The 17,077-nt window shown below is 37.9% G+C and carries 14 protein-coding genes, 1 tRNA gene and 1 pseudogene; 4 read left to right on the top strand and 12 right to left on the bottom strand.

What is annotated here, in order from left to right; genetic code table 11:
- Positions 1 to 91 precede the first annotated feature (91 nt).
- The 10 genes from AC1M9L_RS10720 to AC1M9L_RS10675 all read right to left on the bottom strand — a co-directional run bounded on the left by AC1M9L_RS10720 (position 92) and on the right by AC1M9L_RS10675 (position 10,977).
- Positions 92 to 709 (bottom strand): DapH/DapD/GlmU-related protein, encoded by a 618-nt coding sequence (locus tag AC1M9L_RS10720; protein ID WP_092767727.1) that lies wholly within the window; start codon positions 707 to 709, stop codon positions 92 to 94.
- Positions 696 to 1,298, bottom strand: a complete 603-nt coding sequence (locus AC1M9L_RS10715; RefSeq protein ID WP_481587668.1) for an IMPACT family protein — start codon at positions 1,296 to 1,298, stop codon at positions 696 to 698. The genes AC1M9L_RS10720 and AC1M9L_RS10715 overlap by 14 nt, the downstream gene beginning before the upstream one ends.
- A 108-nt stretch (positions 1,299 to 1,406) precedes the next feature.
- Positions 1,407 to 2,594 (bottom strand): HlyD family type I secretion periplasmic adaptor subunit, encoded by a 1,188-nt coding sequence (locus AC1M9L_RS10710; RefSeq protein WP_035266373.1) that lies wholly within the window; start codon positions 2,592 to 2,594, stop codon positions 1,407 to 1,409.
- Complete coding sequence (locus AC1M9L_RS10705; protein WP_481587669.1) at positions 2,591 to 4,726, bottom strand: type I secretion system permease/ATPase; 2,136 nt, start codon at positions 4,724 to 4,726, stop codon at positions 2,591 to 2,593. The genes AC1M9L_RS10710 and AC1M9L_RS10705 overlap by 4 nt, the downstream gene beginning before the upstream one ends.
- Positions 4,723 to 6,129: a TolC family outer membrane protein gene (locus tag AC1M9L_RS10700; RefSeq protein ID WP_481587693.1), complete on the bottom strand. Its 1,407-nt coding sequence runs from the start codon at positions 6,127 to 6,129 to the stop codon at positions 4,723 to 4,725. Before AC1M9L_RS10700 ends, AC1M9L_RS10705 begins: the two co-directional genes overlap by 4 nt.
- A gap of 1,425 nt (positions 6,130 to 7,554) precedes the next feature.
- Positions 7,555 to 8,301 (bottom strand): LPS export ABC transporter ATP-binding protein, encoded by a 747-nt coding sequence (lptB, locus tag AC1M9L_RS10695; protein ID WP_481592089.1) that lies wholly within the window; start codon positions 8,299 to 8,301, stop codon positions 7,555 to 7,557.
- On the bottom strand, positions 8,301 to 8,831 hold the full coding sequence (lptA, locus tag AC1M9L_RS10690) for a lipopolysaccharide transport periplasmic protein LptA (protein ID WP_373683313.1): 531 nt from the start codon (positions 8,829 to 8,831) through the stop codon (positions 8,301 to 8,303). The genes lptB and lptA overlap by 1 nt, the downstream gene beginning before the upstream one ends.
- Before the next feature lie 25 nt (positions 8,832 to 8,856).
- Complete coding sequence (gene lptC / locus AC1M9L_RS10685; RefSeq protein ID WP_180028221.1) at positions 8,857 to 9,402, bottom strand: LPS export ABC transporter periplasmic protein LptC; 546 nt, start codon at positions 9,400 to 9,402, stop codon at positions 8,857 to 8,859.
- A gap of 39 nt (positions 9,403 to 9,441) precedes the next feature.
- The gene (locus AC1M9L_RS10680) at positions 9,442 to 9,981 is read right to left on the bottom strand and encodes a KdsC family phosphatase (protein ID WP_035266365.1); all 540 of its coding nucleotides are present in this window, start codon (positions 9,979 to 9,981) and stop codon (positions 9,442 to 9,444) included.
- Positions 9,982 to 9,984: 3 nt separating this feature from the next.
- A complete protein-coding gene (locus AC1M9L_RS10675) occupies positions 9,985 to 10,977 on the bottom strand; it encodes a KpsF/GutQ family sugar-phosphate isomerase (protein ID WP_481592088.1) in 993 nt (330 codons plus the stop codon).
- A 195-nt stretch (positions 10,978 to 11,172) separates the two neighbouring features.
- Here AC1M9L_RS10675 and cysS point away from each other — a divergent pair, with 195 nt between their 5' ends.
- The 3 genes from cysS to AC1M9L_RS10660 all read left to right on the top strand — a co-directional run bounded on the left by cysS (position 11,173) and on the right by AC1M9L_RS10660 (position 13,621).
- Positions 11,173 to 12,594: a cysteine--tRNA ligase gene (gene cysS, locus AC1M9L_RS10670; protein ID WP_092767713.1), complete on the top strand. Its 1,422-nt coding sequence runs from the start codon at positions 11,173 to 11,175 to the stop codon at positions 12,592 to 12,594.
- A 64-nt stretch (positions 12,595 to 12,658) separates the two neighbouring features.
- Positions 12,659 to 12,734, top strand: a tRNA-Gly gene (locus AC1M9L_RS10665).
- Positions 12,735 to 12,961: 227 nt separating this feature from the next.
- Positions 12,962 to 13,621 (top strand): cupin domain-containing protein, encoded by a 660-nt coding sequence (locus tag AC1M9L_RS10660; RefSeq protein ID WP_092767711.1) that lies wholly within the window; start codon positions 12,962 to 12,964, stop codon positions 13,619 to 13,621.
- A 48-nt stretch (positions 13,622 to 13,669) separates the two neighbouring features.
- Here the strand turns inward: AC1M9L_RS10660 and AC1M9L_RS10655 are convergent, their stop codons facing one another.
- Together AC1M9L_RS10655 and AC1M9L_RS10650 are read right to left on the bottom strand one after the other, a co-directional pair.
- Positions 13,670 to 14,746, bottom strand: coding sequence for a nitrilase-related carbon-nitrogen hydrolase (locus AC1M9L_RS10655; protein WP_092767709.1), 1,077 nt, complete (start codon positions 14,744 to 14,746; stop codon positions 13,670 to 13,672).
- Between the two features lie 98 nt (positions 14,747 to 14,844).
- Positions 14,845 to 15,294, bottom strand: a complete 450-nt coding sequence (locus AC1M9L_RS10650) for a MarR family winged helix-turn-helix transcriptional regulator (protein ID WP_092767707.1) — start codon at positions 15,292 to 15,294, stop codon at positions 14,845 to 14,847.
- Between the two features lie 174 nt (positions 15,295 to 15,468).
- On the opposite strand from AC1M9L_RS10650, the pseudogene AC1M9L_RS10645 reads away from it, so the two are divergent.
- Positions 15,469 to 16,813: pseudogene (locus AC1M9L_RS10645) on the top strand (spinster family MFS transporter); the annotation flags it as partial.
- Between the last annotated feature and the right edge of the window lie 264 nt (positions 16,814 to 17,077).

The following is a 17,077-nucleotide window of genomic DNA, read 5'->3' as shown; positions in this document are numbered from 1 at the left end:
GATGTCTGATTGTTCTTTTCTTTAAACTATCATAGCTTTCGGGCAAATGAACATGGTTTATGTAATTTAATTCAATCTTTCGCGTTACGAATTATTCACGCATTCGTATAAATTGAGCTGGATTCCCTGCAACAACTTCTCTTGCCTGAATATCCTTAGTAACCATACTATTCATACCTACAATCACCTGTTCATGTATGGTCACGCCATCTTTAATGCCCACATGCGCCCCTAACCAAACATCACGATGAATCTCAATGCCTTTTGAGCGTACTGCTTGCTGGTAAATAGGTTGATCTAAACTCATGCCATGGTCAAATGCATAAAGATGACAATAAGCTGCGATCCGTACTTGGTCATGAATCTTAATCCCAACGCGTCCACCATCTAAAATACAATGATGATTAACGGCGACTTCAGACCCAATTTCTAAAGGACCATGCAAGGTACAATCCGCGGCAATAAAAGTATTATCTCCAATAATGATCTTCCGACCACGCTCAGCAAAAATATGGGCTAAAGGGGAAATGAAACAATTTTCTCCAATTTCAACAGTCTCCATGTCCATTAAATAGGCTTGATAATCTTTTTGCCAAGCTTCAGCCCATTCACGATGCTTTGCCTTGAGTGACCAATATAACCAAGGCATGTAATTCAAACGATGTTTATGCTGTTCTCGGTACTTGAGTAAAGGATCATGTTCCGTCACGTTCGACATCCTCTATATTCAATTGCTCACGTCCACGAGTCACATCTTGGATTTTCAGTTTAAACGGCTCAATTTCATGAATTTGCATACGTGCAGTAATCAACACCCCAGAGTCAACATATTCCTCAATATATTCAATTTTTTGTTGATTTAACTCATATTGAAAAATCGACCACTCATTAAATTGGCATTTAAAATTTACAGTTTTCTTTTCGATGAGTTCAATTTTTTCGACCTGTAATAAGCATTGCCCTGCTACACCTCCGTATGCTCGTACCAAGCCTCCAGTTCCGAGTTTGATACCACCATACCAGCGGTTTACCAATACAATAATATTAGTGAGCTCATTCCCTTCAATCGTTGCAAGTATGGGTCTTCCAGCTGTTCCTGAAGGTTCTCCATCATCATTAAAACGGACTTGCTGCCCAATTTTCCATGCCCAGCATTGATGGGTCGTCGAGGCATCAAAATACTGGTTTAAAAACTCTTTTACATCCTGTTCATTTTCCACAGGTGCGGTGATCGCCTGAAAACGGCTTTTCTTAATATCTTCTTCATAGATATAAGTCTGAGCAAGAGTAAATGGCATGGTAAATTACAACAATTGAACTCAAATACATTATGCGTGATTCAATCATATTAAAAAACCCAATCAAAAGATCATTGATTGGGTTTTAAACAGACTGAAAAATAAAGATTATCGTTCTCGTAACGCTTCCTTCGCCTTATTGAATGGTTTCAACAGGTATTCAAGAATCGTTTTTTGACCTGTCTTAATATCAACCGTTGATACCATACCCGGCGTGATTGGGAAAGCTTGCCCAGCTTTGTTATAAAGTTTGTCTGAATCAGTACGAATATACACACGATAATAAAACTGATCTTGTTTAACTTCATCACGTAGCGTATCAGGAGAAATGACTGTTACCTCTCCTTTTAAGCCACCGTAAATTGAATAATCGTACGCAGTGATTTTAACTAAAGCTTCCTGTCCAGGATGAATAAATGCAATATCACGCGGTGAAATTCGCGCCTCAATTAAAAGTTGTTCATCCAATGGAACAATGGTCATCAACTTACCATTCTGAGGAATAACTCCACCCAAAGTCATCACATCAATTTCTTTCACTACACCGCGGACTGGTGCTTTAAAGATTGTACGATTCAGACTATCCGATTTACCTTTGATCACTTGTTGTTGAGTTTCGACATCCGTGCTCGCCTTAGATAATTCTTCACGTGCCTGAACATAGTACTGGTTACGAATATCGTTAATTTGATTGGTCAATTCATTTGCTTGACGTTTTAAACGTAAAACTTCAACTTCACTCGCAGCACCTTTGGCAACAAGCGGTTCTGTCATTCTCAATTCTTGCTGAACTAACGTAAGTGCTTGCGTTAAGCCAGCAATGGATTCTTCCATATTGGCACGTCTAGAACGATAAAGCTGAGTTTCCTCAGCAACCAATTTTGGAATTTTTTGAACTGATTCTGGAAATACCAGTGGACCACCATTCACTTCCGCACGTAAACGCGCAGCTGTTGCTTGCGATGACAGTAGTAACGATTCTGATTCACCCACATTTGAAGCAAATCGTGTCGGATCAAGTTGAGCAAGGGTTTGCCCTTTTTCAACAATATCACCTTCTTTAACTTCAAGTTTGGTTAGAATCCCGCCCTCTAAAGATTGAATCACTTGTTCCTTAGAAGTTGGAACCACTTTACCTGTACCATTAGAAACTTCTTCAAGTTTGAAAATAGCTGCCCAAATAATGAGTGCAAGCAAACCCAGACCAATAATCCAAATCGTAATACTGACCTTCGGTAATGGTGGCTCTAACTGAGACACTTTTAATGAACGTTGTTGTTTTAATTCTTCGCTCATGATTTAGCCCCTGAATTTGCTTGTTGCTGGCCAGAATTATTTAAAATTTGATCACGTGGGCCATCCATAACGATACGACCATCATTCACCACAATAATACGATCCACTAACTCTAATACTGCACGGCGGTGGGTTGCCACAACCAATGTGCGATGTCCAAGCCAGTTCTTCATATGATCAATTAATTGTTTTTCAGATACATCATCAATCGCAGCTGTAGGTTCATCTAACAACAGAATATTTGGCTGACAAATGAGGAGTCTTGACAATAAAAGTGCCTGACGTTGTCCACCTGAGAAGCCGACACCACCTTCTAAAATAATATGATCCAATCCTTCTTTCTTTTCTTGAATGAAGTTAAGTGCACCGGTTACAGCAAGTGCTTTTAATAAATCATCATCGGTAGCTAAGGGTGCACCTAACGTTAAATTTTCTCTGACTGTACCAAAGAATAGGTGCGCATTTTGATTCAACAAACCTACGTCACGACGAACGTCCGATGGATCTAACAAGGTAATATCAATATTATCTAATTGAACCTTACCTTGAACTGCAGTTTGCATACCTGAAAGTAATTGAAGAATGGTCGATTTACCTGCACCGTTACGCCCAAGAATCGCAATTTTTTCACCTGGTTTAATTTCAAGTTTAGGAATAACGACACTTGGTTTAGGATCTTCTTCGCCGTATTTAAAGACCACACCATTTAATTCATAATGACCATCAAGTACTGATCGCTGAATCAATTGTGAACGCTCAGGATGGTCAACCTGTTTACTCATTAATTCATCAAGACTTTCTTTCGCTGTTTTAGCTTGCTGATAACGACCAAGAACACCTGTAACCTGTGCAATTGGCGCTAACATACGTGATGATAGAATCGAACATGCCACCAACGCACCGGTGGTCATTTCTCCATCCATTACCGCAAAACAACCCACCAATACTACAATTGCAAAGGTCAATCCCTGTAATTTTTGTGTCCAAAGATTCAATACGCCTACAATTTTACGTTGTTTCATGCTGATAGAAGCTGAAACATCATTCATGTGATTCCACTGATTTTGAAAGCGAGACTCTGCACGTAGCAGTTTAATATCTTCAATACCTTGAACAGCTTCAACGAGAATCGCATTTCGTATTGATGACTCACGCATACCCTCTTTAGCCAATTGCGCTAATTTTTTTTGCGCCAAAAGCCCTGGAATAATCATCAGCGGTACAACCACCAAAATTACCCAGAAAAGATTGCCACCAATAAGCCAAAAAATACCAAGAAACAGGAAGAAGAATGGTAAATCAGCAAAGGCGGTAATTGTTGTAGATGTTACAAGCTCACGCACACCTTCTAATTCACGAATTTGTGAAATAAACGTTCCCGTGGATTTAGATCGTTCACTATTTTTAATACGTAAAGCATGACCAAAGACCCGATCTGAGACTCTTAAATCCGCACGCTTACCAATCATATCTGAAAGAATTAATCGTGAGTATTTCAATGCGAATTCAAAGATTGCAGCAAGTAATACACCACCTGCCAGTACCCACAAGGTTGGAATAGATTGTGCTGGAATAACGCGGTCATACACATTCATCGAGAATACGATTGTCGCGAGTGCTAATACGTTTGCAAGCAATGATGCAAACATAATATCGATATAGCGTTTCCAATCGCGTAATACAATTTCCCAAAACCAATTTTTTTCGTACGGTTTAATGTATTCGTCAATACGCGCATCAGGTACTGAGGTTTCTGGTCTTAAAATATAGACTGAGTCGATGACATCTAACAATGTATCTACTGAAAATGTCTGCGCTAACCCTTCATCACCGCTCAGTTGAACACTTGCGTTACCTTGTGCATCTGCACGATCAATGACCCCAACTTGCCCATCTTTAAATCCGACCAATACCGGTAAACGCCACGGATTTAAAATATCGGGGCTAAAATCCACTTTACGGACATGCAAACCTACTTGGCGTGTCATAATTGCCAAGATGTCATCGACTGACTGGTTCTGATTCCAGTTTAGTTCTAAGCGAATACGTTCAGCAGAGGTTTCAATTCGATAATGACGTGCAACCGTCAGGACACCTTGTAACCATGGTTGATAATTTATTCTTGTATTCATGGTTTCAATTCTACCCCTTGAATGGTCAAATTATTAAGTTGATATACATCGCGGCTCTTACCAGAAGCGGCAATATATTGAACTAAGTTTTCATAAATATCATAACGTGCCGTTTCAATATCTGAATTTGAACGGTGAATCGCTTGTTCAGCATTTAAAAGATCAACAGCTGTACGAGTGCCAAGTTTATATTGTTCTTGATATAACTCTTTTGTTCTGACTGATGTCGCTTGTTGATCAATTAATACTTTCATTTGTCGCTGTTTATTTTCAACTTGTTCTTGAGCACGACGAATTTCATCAATTGTTTCTAAATAAACTGCATTTACTTTTGCTTTAGCAGCTTCTTCTGCAAACGATGCCGCACGACTGCGTGAACTAATTGCACCACCTTGGAAGAAAGTACTATTTGCTTCAAGCATAATAGAACTATCTGTTCCATCGTCTTGATTGTTATTCGGATTACGTCCGTTGACTGCTTGACTCAATGTACCTTTAACATTTAACGTAGGATAACGACTCAATTGAGTTTGTTTTTTTTCCAATTCTGCAACATCAACTTCAGCTTTGGCAGCCATCATTTTCGGAATTTCGTTAAACTTTGGCTCTGAATAAATATCTGAAGCCTTAATTAAACTCTCAGGTATCTCCCAGTTATATTTTGATATATCTGTTCCCATCAAAGTTCTAAGACGTTGTTTAAATACATTGAGCTGTGTTTCTTGCAGAATTAAATTTGATTGTGCAGATTCATAATATGATTGCGCTTGGATTGGATCGGCCTGACTGCTGATACCTGCCTCTGCACGTAAATTAGCAATTTCTCGGATTCGTGATATACCAGCAATTTGCTCACGTGCAATACGTGTAATTTCTTCATATCGCTTAATATTCACGATGGCAGAAGCCACTTCAAGAGCAATTTGGTCAATTGTGACAAGAACTTGAGCTTGGCTAAACTGCAACTTGGCTTCTTCTGTACTAACTAGTGATTTTTGTTTACCAAAGTCAAAAAGTAGTTGTGTCGCATTGACATTAAATAATTGACGCCCTCTTTCTCCTGAAGTCATATCTCCAGTTGAAACACCTGCACTCAACTGTGGGTAATAACCGGCTTTAGCAACATCAATAAATGCATTTTGTGATGCGAGTGAAGAAACACTTTGTGTCACTTCAGGATGTCTAGCTACTGCAATCTTAATCGCATCGTATAAGCTTAACGTTTGTTTATCAGCCGTACCATTCACAAGTGGCATCAAAGATACTGGAGCACTAGGCGAAGCTTGTGTCGTTATCACAGGCAATTGTTCGACCTGTTTAGGATCAAAGCTAAAATCACTCAGTTCATTTAACTTAACTTGTCTAAAGTCATCATCAGCTTTAGGTTTAAAAAACTGATCCATATTTGATTTTAATGCAGTTAAACTGAATTTTTTCTTTGCTTGAGGTTCAGCATTCACCGTATTGTATTTTTGTTCAGAGACGACTTGATCAGCTTTAGGCTTAATATTTACAACTGGCTTAATCGACTGCGATTGTTCAGATATTTTCGCTTTCTGCTCTATTGGTTTTGAATAAACAATTGTAGGTTTATTTACAGCCAAAGCACTAGTCGGTTGCTGAACGATCAAGTTTGGACGCTCAATTACATTCTGTGTTTCTAACTTATTATGAGAACCTGATTTAAAAGGCCAAAAAGCTTTGGCTTTAGATACAAGACTTTGACGATGTTCAACTTTCGCTACAGTTGAAGGTGGAGCTTGTAGCAAGTTGTTTTGGCTGTTGATTTGTTGATCATTAACAATCTTCGGTTTTGGTGTACTAGACACTTTCAATGAAGATTCACTCACCGATTTTTGTAAAGTAGGTGTCAAAACTTTTGTATTTGAAACATTGCCAGTAGCTTGGTGATGACTCTCATCCAACTTAGTTTTATCTTTGCCTATATTCCCAATAAATGTAAAGAGTTTACTTTTTGGTTTTTCTGTTTTGTCTTCTGAAACCGATGTTTCATTTTCTAGTAATTTTGCGTGTTGCGCGTCAATTAAAGATTCTGTTAGTTGATTTTGGATCTTTGGTTTAAGCGGTTTTAAAACCTGACGAGTGTCTTTAGTAGCGGGTTGTACAGTAGATGAAATAGTAGGTTTTAGAACATTTGGAGCTGAAGCCTCTTCAATATCCTGCTTTACCTTTGGCAGCAATACTTTTGGTTCAGATGCCGCTTTTTCACGCTTAACAAATGCAAAGAAAGATTTCTTTTGAGTCTTTTCCTTCGACTCATTCTGAGACTGCGAATTAGATAAAGGTATAGTGTTAACTTGAGCAATTTCATTTTCGACTATGTCGTCTAAATCAGGAACTTGTTCAATAACTTTAGGAACAAGAACCTGTTCTTTCACTTGCTCTTTCGAGATTTTGGATTTCGATTGGAATAATTTAAAACGTGGCTTTTCAAGCTGTTCAGGTATATCTTCAACAGTCTTTTTTTCCAAACTAAAATTGATTTTGGGTTTTTGTAATTCTGCTGATAGTGCACGTTGGGTATCGTCAATTGCTAGAGGAGCGATTGCATCTTCAGCATGTACTTGTGTCGCACATAAACTGATCGCAAACAGCGTGATATACCCCATATCCTTCTGACTTAATTGATGTTTAGCCACTTGTAATCTCTATTAAAAAGTGTGAACTACGTCACATAAAATCAATCGTATTCTACAATGATTTTTATATTATTTCTGCGTCAATTGTAAACTTACGATTTGTTTGAGTTAATTTACAGTCTAAATATCTATAAAACAACATTATTTTATAGATATCACACTATTTTTTTAAACTGTGAAATCATCACCTAAATAAACTTTACGGACAGTTTCATCCATAAGTACTTGATCTGGTGTTCCTTCCGCAATGACAGATCCTTCGCTGACAATATAAGCATGCTCACAAATCGCGAGCGTTTCGCGAACGTTATGGTCTGTAATGAGCACACCGATACCACGTTCTTTTAAATTGCGAATGATATCTTTGATATCACCTACAGAAATTGGATCTACCCCAGCAAAAGGCTCATCAAGGAGCATAAACTTAGGATCGGCGGCTAATGCTCGAGCGATTTCAGCACGGCGACGTTCCCCCCCTGACACACTCATCCCCAAAGAATCTTTAATATGTGTAATTTTAAAGTCTTCTAATAACTCTTGAAGTCTCTCTTTACGTTGTTGCTTATTAAGATCCTTCCGCGTTTCAAGAATCGCCATAATATTATCTGAAATACTCAATTTACGAAAAATTGAAGCCTCTTGTGGCAAATAACCAATTCCATGACGAGCACGCTCATGCATTGCAAGGTCCGAAAGATCAAGATTATCTAAGTGAATTTCACCTTTATCCATTCGAACCAGTCCGACTACCATGTAAAAGCTTGTCGTTTTTCCCGCCCCGTTCGGTCCAAGCAAACCAACAATTTGACCACTCTGCATGCTAAATGAAACATCTTTCACCACCCAGCGTTTACTATAAACTTTGGCAAGATGTTTAATTTTTAATGTTTGGATTGGTGATTCATTGACACTCATTAATCACGTACTCCAGAGAATGATTTTGAGGCAGAAGGTGGAATGATAATTTGTACACGACCTTTCGAACTGCCTGTGCCACTACTGCCACCGCCTACAACTTCGATATCACCCTTATTCATACTGTAACGCAAAGTGTTCCCACGAATACTTGCGCCATCTTGATACAAGTATGCATTACCCGACAAAGTAATAATGCCTGTATCAGCGTTATATACAATTTTAGAGGCTTCACCACGTGCAATGCCACGTTTAGACTCTAATTGCTGTTGGAATTTTGCAGGGGAACCTGACGCATTTACTGAGCTAATTTGACGATTGGCATTGAGATTAGCAACTATAGAGGCTGCATTTAACTTGAAAGTACCTTGTTCAACAGAAACATTCCCCACATAGGTCGTTATACCTGTTTTGTCATTATAGGTCGCACGATCAGCTAAAAGCATGATGGGTTGATTACGATCACTTGGCAATGCAAATGCCATAACAGAAATAGAACTGAGTGCCACCATTGCTATTGCTTTAAGCATTTTTGAACCTGATAAATAAGAAGGTTTAGTTTGGTGCATACTTTCCTCGAATATTTTTAAAATCGTACTGACCTTCATTCAAATCTGCTTCTAAGCCTTGGCTGACAAAATCTGCATTTGGTGTTTGTACAGTAACTTGCTCAGATGTTTCAAGCTTTCTTGTTTTTGGATATCCTGTAAGCGCATCGGTTCGAAAAACCATTTTGCCCATTTCTCCTTGCTTGGTTGCAACAACATCTCCAGATAACACAATCTTCTCATTGTCATTGAAACCATGTGCTTGTTTAGCATAAAACGTAGCGTCTTCTACATTATTAGTAAACATGCTGGCATTTAAATTCTGCAAGCTTGATGTTTTCTGTTTCATATCTTGGTTCAGCTCATCCACTGTAGCCTTAACATAAAGCATGCCTTTTTCATCAGTTTGCAAAAGATTAATATTCTTTGCTGAATATGTCATCGATTGAGCGGATGAACCCTCTAATTTTTTCCCTTTACCGCTGTAATAATAATAGCCACCACTTATAGCAGCGACAATAACAGCAGTAATATATAAAACTTTAGTATCCATAAATCATCAACTATATTCAGCGTTCATATCAACTGCGTATTAGTGCGTTACAGCCAAATATTTTTCAAGAAGTTCATGGTAAACCCCTTTTGACAACAATAACATGTCACAAATTTCACGCACAGCGCCACGACCACCATAAGCTTGGGTTACAAGGTCTGCACGACGACGAACTTCAACATGACCATTTGGCACTGTTACTTTCATTCCCGCAATCGCAAAAGCTGATAAATCTGGCCAATCATCCCCCATATACAAGCAATCTTCTGGTTTTAAACCCAGTTGCGTACAAGCTTGCTGTAAGGCAGTCCCTTTGTCTTCACGCCCCTGATAAACTAAGTCTACACCTAGATCATTCATACGCTTTGTCACAATATTGCTTTGGCGACCGGTAATAATGACAACTTTAATTCCAGCTTGCTGAACAAGTTTCATCCCAAGTCCATCACGAATATCAAATGACTTAATTTCATCACCTGAGTTCGTCAACGTTACAAAACCATCACTTAGAATACCATCCACATCCAAAACCAACGCTTCGATATGTCGTGCTTGTTCTAACAATACATAAGATGCCATGAATTAATTTACCCCAGCTTGAATTAAATCGTGCATGCTAATCACACCAATCACTTGTTTGGCATCATTGACTACTACAAATTGATTGATTTTTTTAGCATTCATTTGCTCTAGCGCTTCAACCGCTCTTGCTTCTTGTGAAATGGTTAGAGGATTTTCAATCATAACCTTTGATACAGCAAGATTAACATCAAAACCTTGTTGCTTATCAATGAGACGTCGTAAGTCACCATCCGTAAATATACCTAACAGAACATCATTTTCATCCACAATTGTGGTTAATCCGAGACGTTTGTTTGATATTTCGTATAAAACTTTATTCATTGGTGTATCTGGTGAAACTTTTGGTAGAGAGTCACCCACGTGCATCAGATGTTTAACATGCAACAGTAATCGCTTACCGAGTGCACCAGCTGGATGTGACATGGCAAAATCATTTGCAGTAAATCCACGCGCTTCAAGTAAAGCAACAGCCAAAGCATCACCTAAAGCTAAAGTCGCTGTCGTGCTTGAAGTTGGTGCCAAACCTAATGGGCATGCCTCTTGAATATGACCAAGTGTAAGCGCAACATCAGCGTTCTGTGGCATTGGTCCACGGTCATCACCTGAAATTGTTATCAATGGCACACCCAAATGTTTGATGAGTGGCATTAACATCATGATTTCATCACTTTTACCAGAGTTCGAAATCGCGATCAGCACATCTCCACGCACTAACATCCCGAGATCACCATGACCAGCTTCACCTGGATGCATGAAGAAAGACGGCGTTCCTGTTGATGCAAATGTTGCAGCCATTTTTCGACCGATATGACCAGATTTCCCCATACCAGTGACCACTAAACGACCTTGGCACCGTAGGATAATTTGACATGCTTGGGAAAAGCGATCATCAATCTGATGAGATAGCACCGATAAAGCTTGACGTTCAATCTCCAAGGTTTCTTTTGCAACCTTTTGAAAATCAATTGGATATGTAGTATTTTCAGAATTCAAATCTGGGCACCTTGAGGCTGGATTCAGCCACAATTTCAATCATTAAATTATTCTTCATATATTAACATAAGCATGCAAGTATCTTTTTCTTAAATGTATAAATTTCATTTGCATAGATTTTTTACGCATAAAACTTTGTGAAAGATAAGCCTTAGGTTAAGATGAACCACCATTTTTTTAGCTTTTTGAAGACCTATGCAACCATTTGTTCTATATAACTCAGAGCAACGAAAAAAAGTTGAGTTTGTACCACGTAAAGAAGGACATATTGATATGTATGTCTGTGGGATGACAGTTTACGACTACTGTCATATCGGTCATGCTCGGGTTATGGTTGCATTTGACTATATTATTCGTTTTCTTCGTAGCCAAGGTTGGAAAGTTAAATATATTCGCAATATTACTGACATTGATGACAAAATCATTGCACGTGCAAATGAAAATGGTGAAAGCATTACAGCACTCACTGATCGCTTTATTCAGGCAATGAATGAAGATGCTGCCAATTTAGGATGCTTGGCACCTGATGAAGCACCTCGTGCGACAGAGTACATCGATCAAATGCAAAATATGATTGGTACTTTGGTCAATAATGGCACTGCATATCCTGCGTCAAACGGTGATGTGTACTTCGAAGTTGAAAAATTTAAAAAATACGGGCGTCTATCTGGTCGTAAACTCGAAGACATGCAAGCAGGTGCTTCCGAACGAGTCGATGTTGAAGTTGAAAAGAAACATCCTTTCGATTTTGTGCTATGGAAGCATGCAAAAGAAAATGAGCCTTCTTGGAAATCTCCTTGGGGGAATGGTCGTCCAGGTTGGCATATCGAATGTTCAGCAATGTCTACATGTTGCCTTGGTAATCATTTTGATATTCATGGTGGTGGGTCTGACTTAACCTTCCCCCATCACGAAAATGAAATCGCACAAAGTGAAGCTGCAACTGGCGAACAATATGTAAACTATTGGATGCACGTAGGCTTTATCAATGTCGATGGTGAAAAAATGTCTAAATCTTTAGGCAATTTTTTCACGATTCGCGATGTCATGGAAAAATTCCATCCTGAAGTTATTCGTTACTTTATCGTTTCATCACACTATCGTAGCCCTGTGAATTTTTCTGATACTGCGCTTAAAGAAGCTAAAAACACATTAAGTCGTTTTTATCATTCATTTAAAGCATATCAACAGATATATGGTGCCGAAATTAATTCGCAATACGATGAAGCACTCGTTGAAAAGTTTAATGCAGCAATGCGGGATGATTTCAACACATCAGAAGCGATTGCCGTACTTTTTGAAATCAATAAAGAATTAAATCGTGCCGTAAAAGACGAACTTGCTGAACAGGCGGCCATATATTATGCCACCTTGCGCTATCTGACCAATATCTTAGGTCTTGTTCAACATAATGTTGATGAATTCCTAAAATCAGATATTGGTCAAGAAAGCTTATCTTTGAGTAATGATGAAATTGAAGATCTCATTCAACAACGCAAAGATGCCAAGAAAGAGAAAAACTTTGCACGTGCAGATGAGATTCGCCAAAATCTTCTTGATCAAGGCATTGTACTTGAAGATACGCGTCAAGGAACTTTATGGCGACGTGCTGATTAATTCATCAATTAAATTTTGGAAGTGTTGACAGGGTGTGCAAAATCACTATAATTCACACCATATTGCGGGAATAGCTCAGTTGGTAGAGCACAACCTTGCCAAGGTTGGGGTCGCGAGTTCGAGTCTCGTTTCCCGCTCCAAAATTTTAAAAGCTTCAGTCGAAAGATTGAGGCTTTTTTTATTGACTTAGATTCTCAAATAAAGTCGACCTAGATTAAATTATTCGAAAGAGAAAAGAGAAGCTAGCCGACCAAAGTCAAAGTTGCTCCACACCCAATCACTCTCAAACTTGAACAGGTTTTCATCTTAAATTCACTCTTTTTTTGATAATATTAATTACTTTAATGCTCTTTTTTAGGCTAAAAGCATGAGATTAAATGCTGACTTCTCTCAACCTGTAATAATTACTCCAGAAGATTATCAATGGATTCAATCCCCAAGAGGCGAAGTTAAACGAATGATGTTTGATCGTGTTGGCTTAGAACAAGCAAGAGCAACCAGCCTAGTTGAGTTCCCTTCAAATTCTCAGTTCCCAGAGCATCAACACCCCTTCGGTGAAGAAGTTCTAGTGTTAAACGGGACTTTTACTGAAGATGATCATCAGCACTATCCATCTGGATGGTATATGCGAAATCCTCACCTTTCTAAACATATTGTCTCGAGCTTAGATGGATGTCTGATCTTGGTGAAACTCATGCAAATGTCTGAAGAAGAAAAATTAGCTACACGAATTGATACTCGTGACGAGCGAAACTGGACCTATTTTAACAACAGAAAGATTTGCCAACTATTTCAATCTGAGTATGAAGACACCTTTCTCGAAAAACTCGAAAGCCAACAGGTTTTAGAATCAACACATCATAACGGTATTGAAATTTTCATTATCAAAGGTAAATTGGTGATGAATGAACGAAATTATTCAGCCGGTTCGTGGATGAGGTTTCCGATTCAACATCGTATTGAAATCAAAGCAGGTGGTTCTGGCGCTTTGATTTATGTAAAAAAAGATCATTTAAAAAATATATAAACCCAAAAAAACCCAATACATTATTGGGTTTTTAAGCTAGTGCATTGATTAAGACTCATCATATGCGCTTTTTTTCCAGACACCCATATCAATAAGCTTCTGAATTTGCTTATCAATCACTTCCGCTTTATATTCGTCGTGATGTCCCTGTTTTTGCTGCAAATACAAATTTTTAGGATATATATTATTTTTATAAATTAATTGTGCGCATTCTGCACGTATATCTTTCATCCAATTGGTCACCTGAGCGTGTGTACGATGATAACGAAGTGCCTCTATATCAACTACACCAGTGACATAGGTAGATCCATTGGTATCATGCTGTTTACCCACTATTTTACCTTTATGGTCCACAATCATAGAAAGACCACCACCACAATCGATCGGTGCTAATGTATTTTCATCAAGATACATCCCCCCAATATTTGGTGCTACTACGTACATATTATTTTCTAAAGCACGAGCACGATTGGAGATTTCAAATACATCATTTTCAGTAAATGAAGCTGGTAAAGATGCACGATAGACGACTTCAGCACCATTCATCGCTAGGCCTCGACCATTTTCTGGAAAATTACCTTCCATTGCCATCATGATGCCCAATCGACCAATTTCCGTATCAACTACTGGCCAAAATGATTGAAGCTCTTCACCATATTTTTTTACCCACTTATCATACAAATCATGAGGTGATGCTGAACGCTCGCATGGCAATAAAGCAGACATTTTGTGGTGTTTTAAAATAATTTCGCCTTGAGGATTTATAATAAATCCGACATTAAACATAATGCCTGGCCAATCCTCATTTTTAGCTTTGGCTTGCGCCATGATAAAAACATTATGTTTTTTAGCTAACTCACCTAAACGATCTGTTTCAGGGCCTGGTATATCGATCGCACCATCATCCAAGAATTCTTGAATATCAACATCGAGTGCTTCGTCGTTGAAGCCCTGTAATGCCCCCTCTGGGAGAACCAACAGTCTTACTGGAATATCTAAAGAACTCAACCATAATGCACCGGATGTAAGTTCCTCTAAATGAGAGATATTTTTCATAATATCTGCTCTACAACTTGTGCCCCATATTGTTGGAACTAATCCTACTACACCATAAGGTTTGATCATTTTATTTTCCTCTAAATCCATTCAGTTTTTTTAATGCACTTAAAAATTATCAGTGTGCTGATAATTATGCAAGTTCAAAAACCAAATAATTTAGAAAATTATTCTTCATTAATTTTTTTCATCCAATTCCTGACGATTCTTATTTCACTTTCACTAAAACCATCGACTAGAGAATCTTCTAAACGATCAATAGCATCACCACAATCTTCCATAAGTTTTTTCCCTAAATCTGATATCTCAATTAATTGAATTTTCTTATTCGTAGAATGAGAAGTTTTATAGAGAATATTTTGTTTTTCTAATTTTGAGATCATCAAATTTACTGTTTGCGGTGTTAATGAAGCAAAACGTGCTATTTCCGCATTTGTGAAACCTGGGTAAGTCAAAATAATTTTCAAAATTGTGAACTGTGGTGGAGTGATTGAATATTCAGCAAGTACACGCTCCATTTTTAAACGATATACATGGGATGTCTTTCTTAATAAAAATCCAAGGTAACCCGATTCATTATCAAATATTTCAGGTGAATTCGTATTTTTTTTAAACATACCTATTGCCCTTTTATAAAATCATAAATATTATCAGTATGCTGATAAAAAAGTATTTGAGTTTAACTTTGCATTATATATGACTAATGCTGCTTAAATTTGAATACCTAGTCACAGTTTAGCTAAAAAAATAATGGAATAAAAATCAAACCCTTAAGGATATAGGATACGAAAATGCAGAATACTCTAAATGCTGAAGAACCCGCTTCGGTCAAAAAAAATACGAGATACGCTTGGTACGTAGTCACACTATGTATGTTGGCTTATATATTTTCTTATATTGATCGACAAATTTTAGTCTTGATGATTGAACCGATCAAAGCAGATTTAAATTTAACTGATACTCAGTTTAGTCTATTGCACGGTTTAGCTTTTTCCCTATTTTACGCATTTATGGGATTGCCTATCGCTTATTTAGCAGACCGATTTTCCCGACCAAAAATTATTGCAATTGGCATTATTTTTTGGAGCTTAGCAACAGCGGCTTGTGGTCTAAGTAAAAACTTCATTCAACTTTTTCTTTCAAGAATGGGGATTGGCATTGGTGAAGCAGCATTATCACCCGCAGCATATTCCATGTTTAGTGATATGTTCAGTAAAGACAAATTAGGTAAAGCCGTTGGTATTTACTCCATTGGTTCTTTTATCGGTGGAGGGATGGCTTTTCTCGTTGGCGGCTATGTGATCAGCTTATTAAAAGATGCAACGTTTATTGATGTTCCTCTACTCGGCATGATAAAGGCTTGGCAAGTTGCCTTTATTCTTGTTGGATTGCCAGGCGTTTTTATTGGTCTTTTATTTATTTTAACAGTAAGAAATCCGCAACGAACAGGACAAAAACTCGATGCCTCAGGTAATGTCGTAAAAGTTAAATTTACGGATTCGTTTAAATTCTTAAAAAAGCATATTAAGACATTTACTTGTCACTACATGGGCTTCACATTCTATGCAATGGCATTGTTTTGTGTCATGAGCTGGTCACCTGCATTTTATATGCGTAACTTTGGTCTAAGTCCTGTTGAAACAGGTTATATGTTAGGAATGATTCTACTTATCGCAAACACATCTGGCGTTTTCTTTGTAGGCTGGTTAACTAACTAATCTGACAAGTAAATGTCGACGTGATGCTGCAATGTATACTGGTTATTTAGGTGGTTTAGGAATTATCTTACCGATTATTAGCTATACATTAGTAGACTCACTGTGGTTATCTGTTGCTATTTTTACAGTGGCTATGTTCTTTGCATCTTTCCCAATGCCAACCTCAACAGCAGCTATGCAAATTTTAGCTCCAAATCAATTACGAGCTCAAATTTCTGCAATTTTCTTGTTAATCAGTAGCTTAATTGGTTTAGGTATTGGAACAACTTTAGTCGCATTAATTACCGATAAAGTATTCGGGGATACCAACATGGTGGGTTATTCAATTTCAATCGTAGGTGGTTTCTCAGCGTTATTGACTATTATTTTACTCAAAACAGGATGTAAACATTTTGTGAAAAGTCTAGATGTAGAAAAAAATAATCAACGTCTACTTCTTGCAAGCCAAAGCCGCATTATGATGATGACCCATGTACGATGCCCGATTAAATAAAGATTAACGACGTATCCCCTGTCAGGTCTAGGCTTTCAACATTTTTCGTTTGAAGAGCAGATTATTCTCCCTCAACAACTTGAATAGAAATCACTCTCAAATTTACTAAAATGCGTTCAGGACTGCTGAATAAGGAAAATTCACTTCCAGAAGCTGATTTAACTTAACTCATTCAAATTGTGATTATTG

It is taken from the genome of Acinetobacter sp. ANC_7511, assembly GCF_056779975.1.
This window is presented reverse-complemented; position numbering and strand designations above follow the sequence as displayed.

Excerpts from the sequence above, each read along its gene's own strand:
- AC1M9L_RS10715 (WP_481587668.1), bottom strand. The coding sequence starts at position 1,298 with ATGCCATTTACTCTTGCTCAGACTTATATCTATGAAGAAGATATTAAG.
- AC1M9L_RS10710 (WP_035266373.1), bottom strand. The coding sequence starts at position 2,594 with ATGAGCGAAGAATTAAAACAACAACGTTCATTAAAAGTGTCTCAGTTA.
- AC1M9L_RS10705 (WP_481587669.1), bottom strand. The coding sequence starts at position 4,726 with ATGAATACAAGAATAAATTATCAACCATGGTTACAAGGTGTCCTGACG.
- AC1M9L_RS10700 (WP_481587693.1), bottom strand. The coding sequence starts at position 6,129 with ATGGATCAGTTTTTTAAACCTAAAGCTGATGATGACTTTAGACAAGTT.
- lptB (WP_481592089.1), bottom strand. The coding sequence starts at position 8,301 with ATGAGTGTCAATGAATCACCAATCCAAACATTAAAAATTAAACATCTT.
- lptA (WP_373683313.1), bottom strand. The coding sequence starts at position 8,831 with ATGCTTAAAGCAATAGCAATGGTGGCACTCAGTTCTATTTCTGTTATG.
- lptC (WP_180028221.1), bottom strand. The coding sequence starts at position 9,402 with ATGGATACTAAAGTTTTATATATTACTGCTGTTATTGTCGCTGCTATA.
- AC1M9L_RS10680 (WP_035266365.1), bottom strand. The coding sequence starts at position 9,981 with ATGGCATCTTATGTATTGTTAGAACAAGCACGACATATCGAAGCGTTG.
- cysS (WP_092767713.1), top strand. The coding sequence starts at position 11,173 with ATGCAACCATTTGTTCTATATAACTCAGAGCAACGAAAAAAAGTTGAG.
- AC1M9L_RS10660 (WP_092767711.1), top strand. The coding sequence starts at position 12,962 with ATGAGATTAAATGCTGACTTCTCTCAACCTGTAATAATTACTCCAGAA.
- AC1M9L_RS10655 (WP_092767709.1), bottom strand. The coding sequence starts at position 14,746 with ATGATCAAACCTTATGGTGTAGTAGGATTAGTTCCAACAATATGGGGC.
- AC1M9L_RS10650 (WP_092767707.1), bottom strand. The coding sequence starts at position 15,294 with ATGTTTAAAAAAAATACGAATTCACCTGAAATATTTGATAATGAATCG.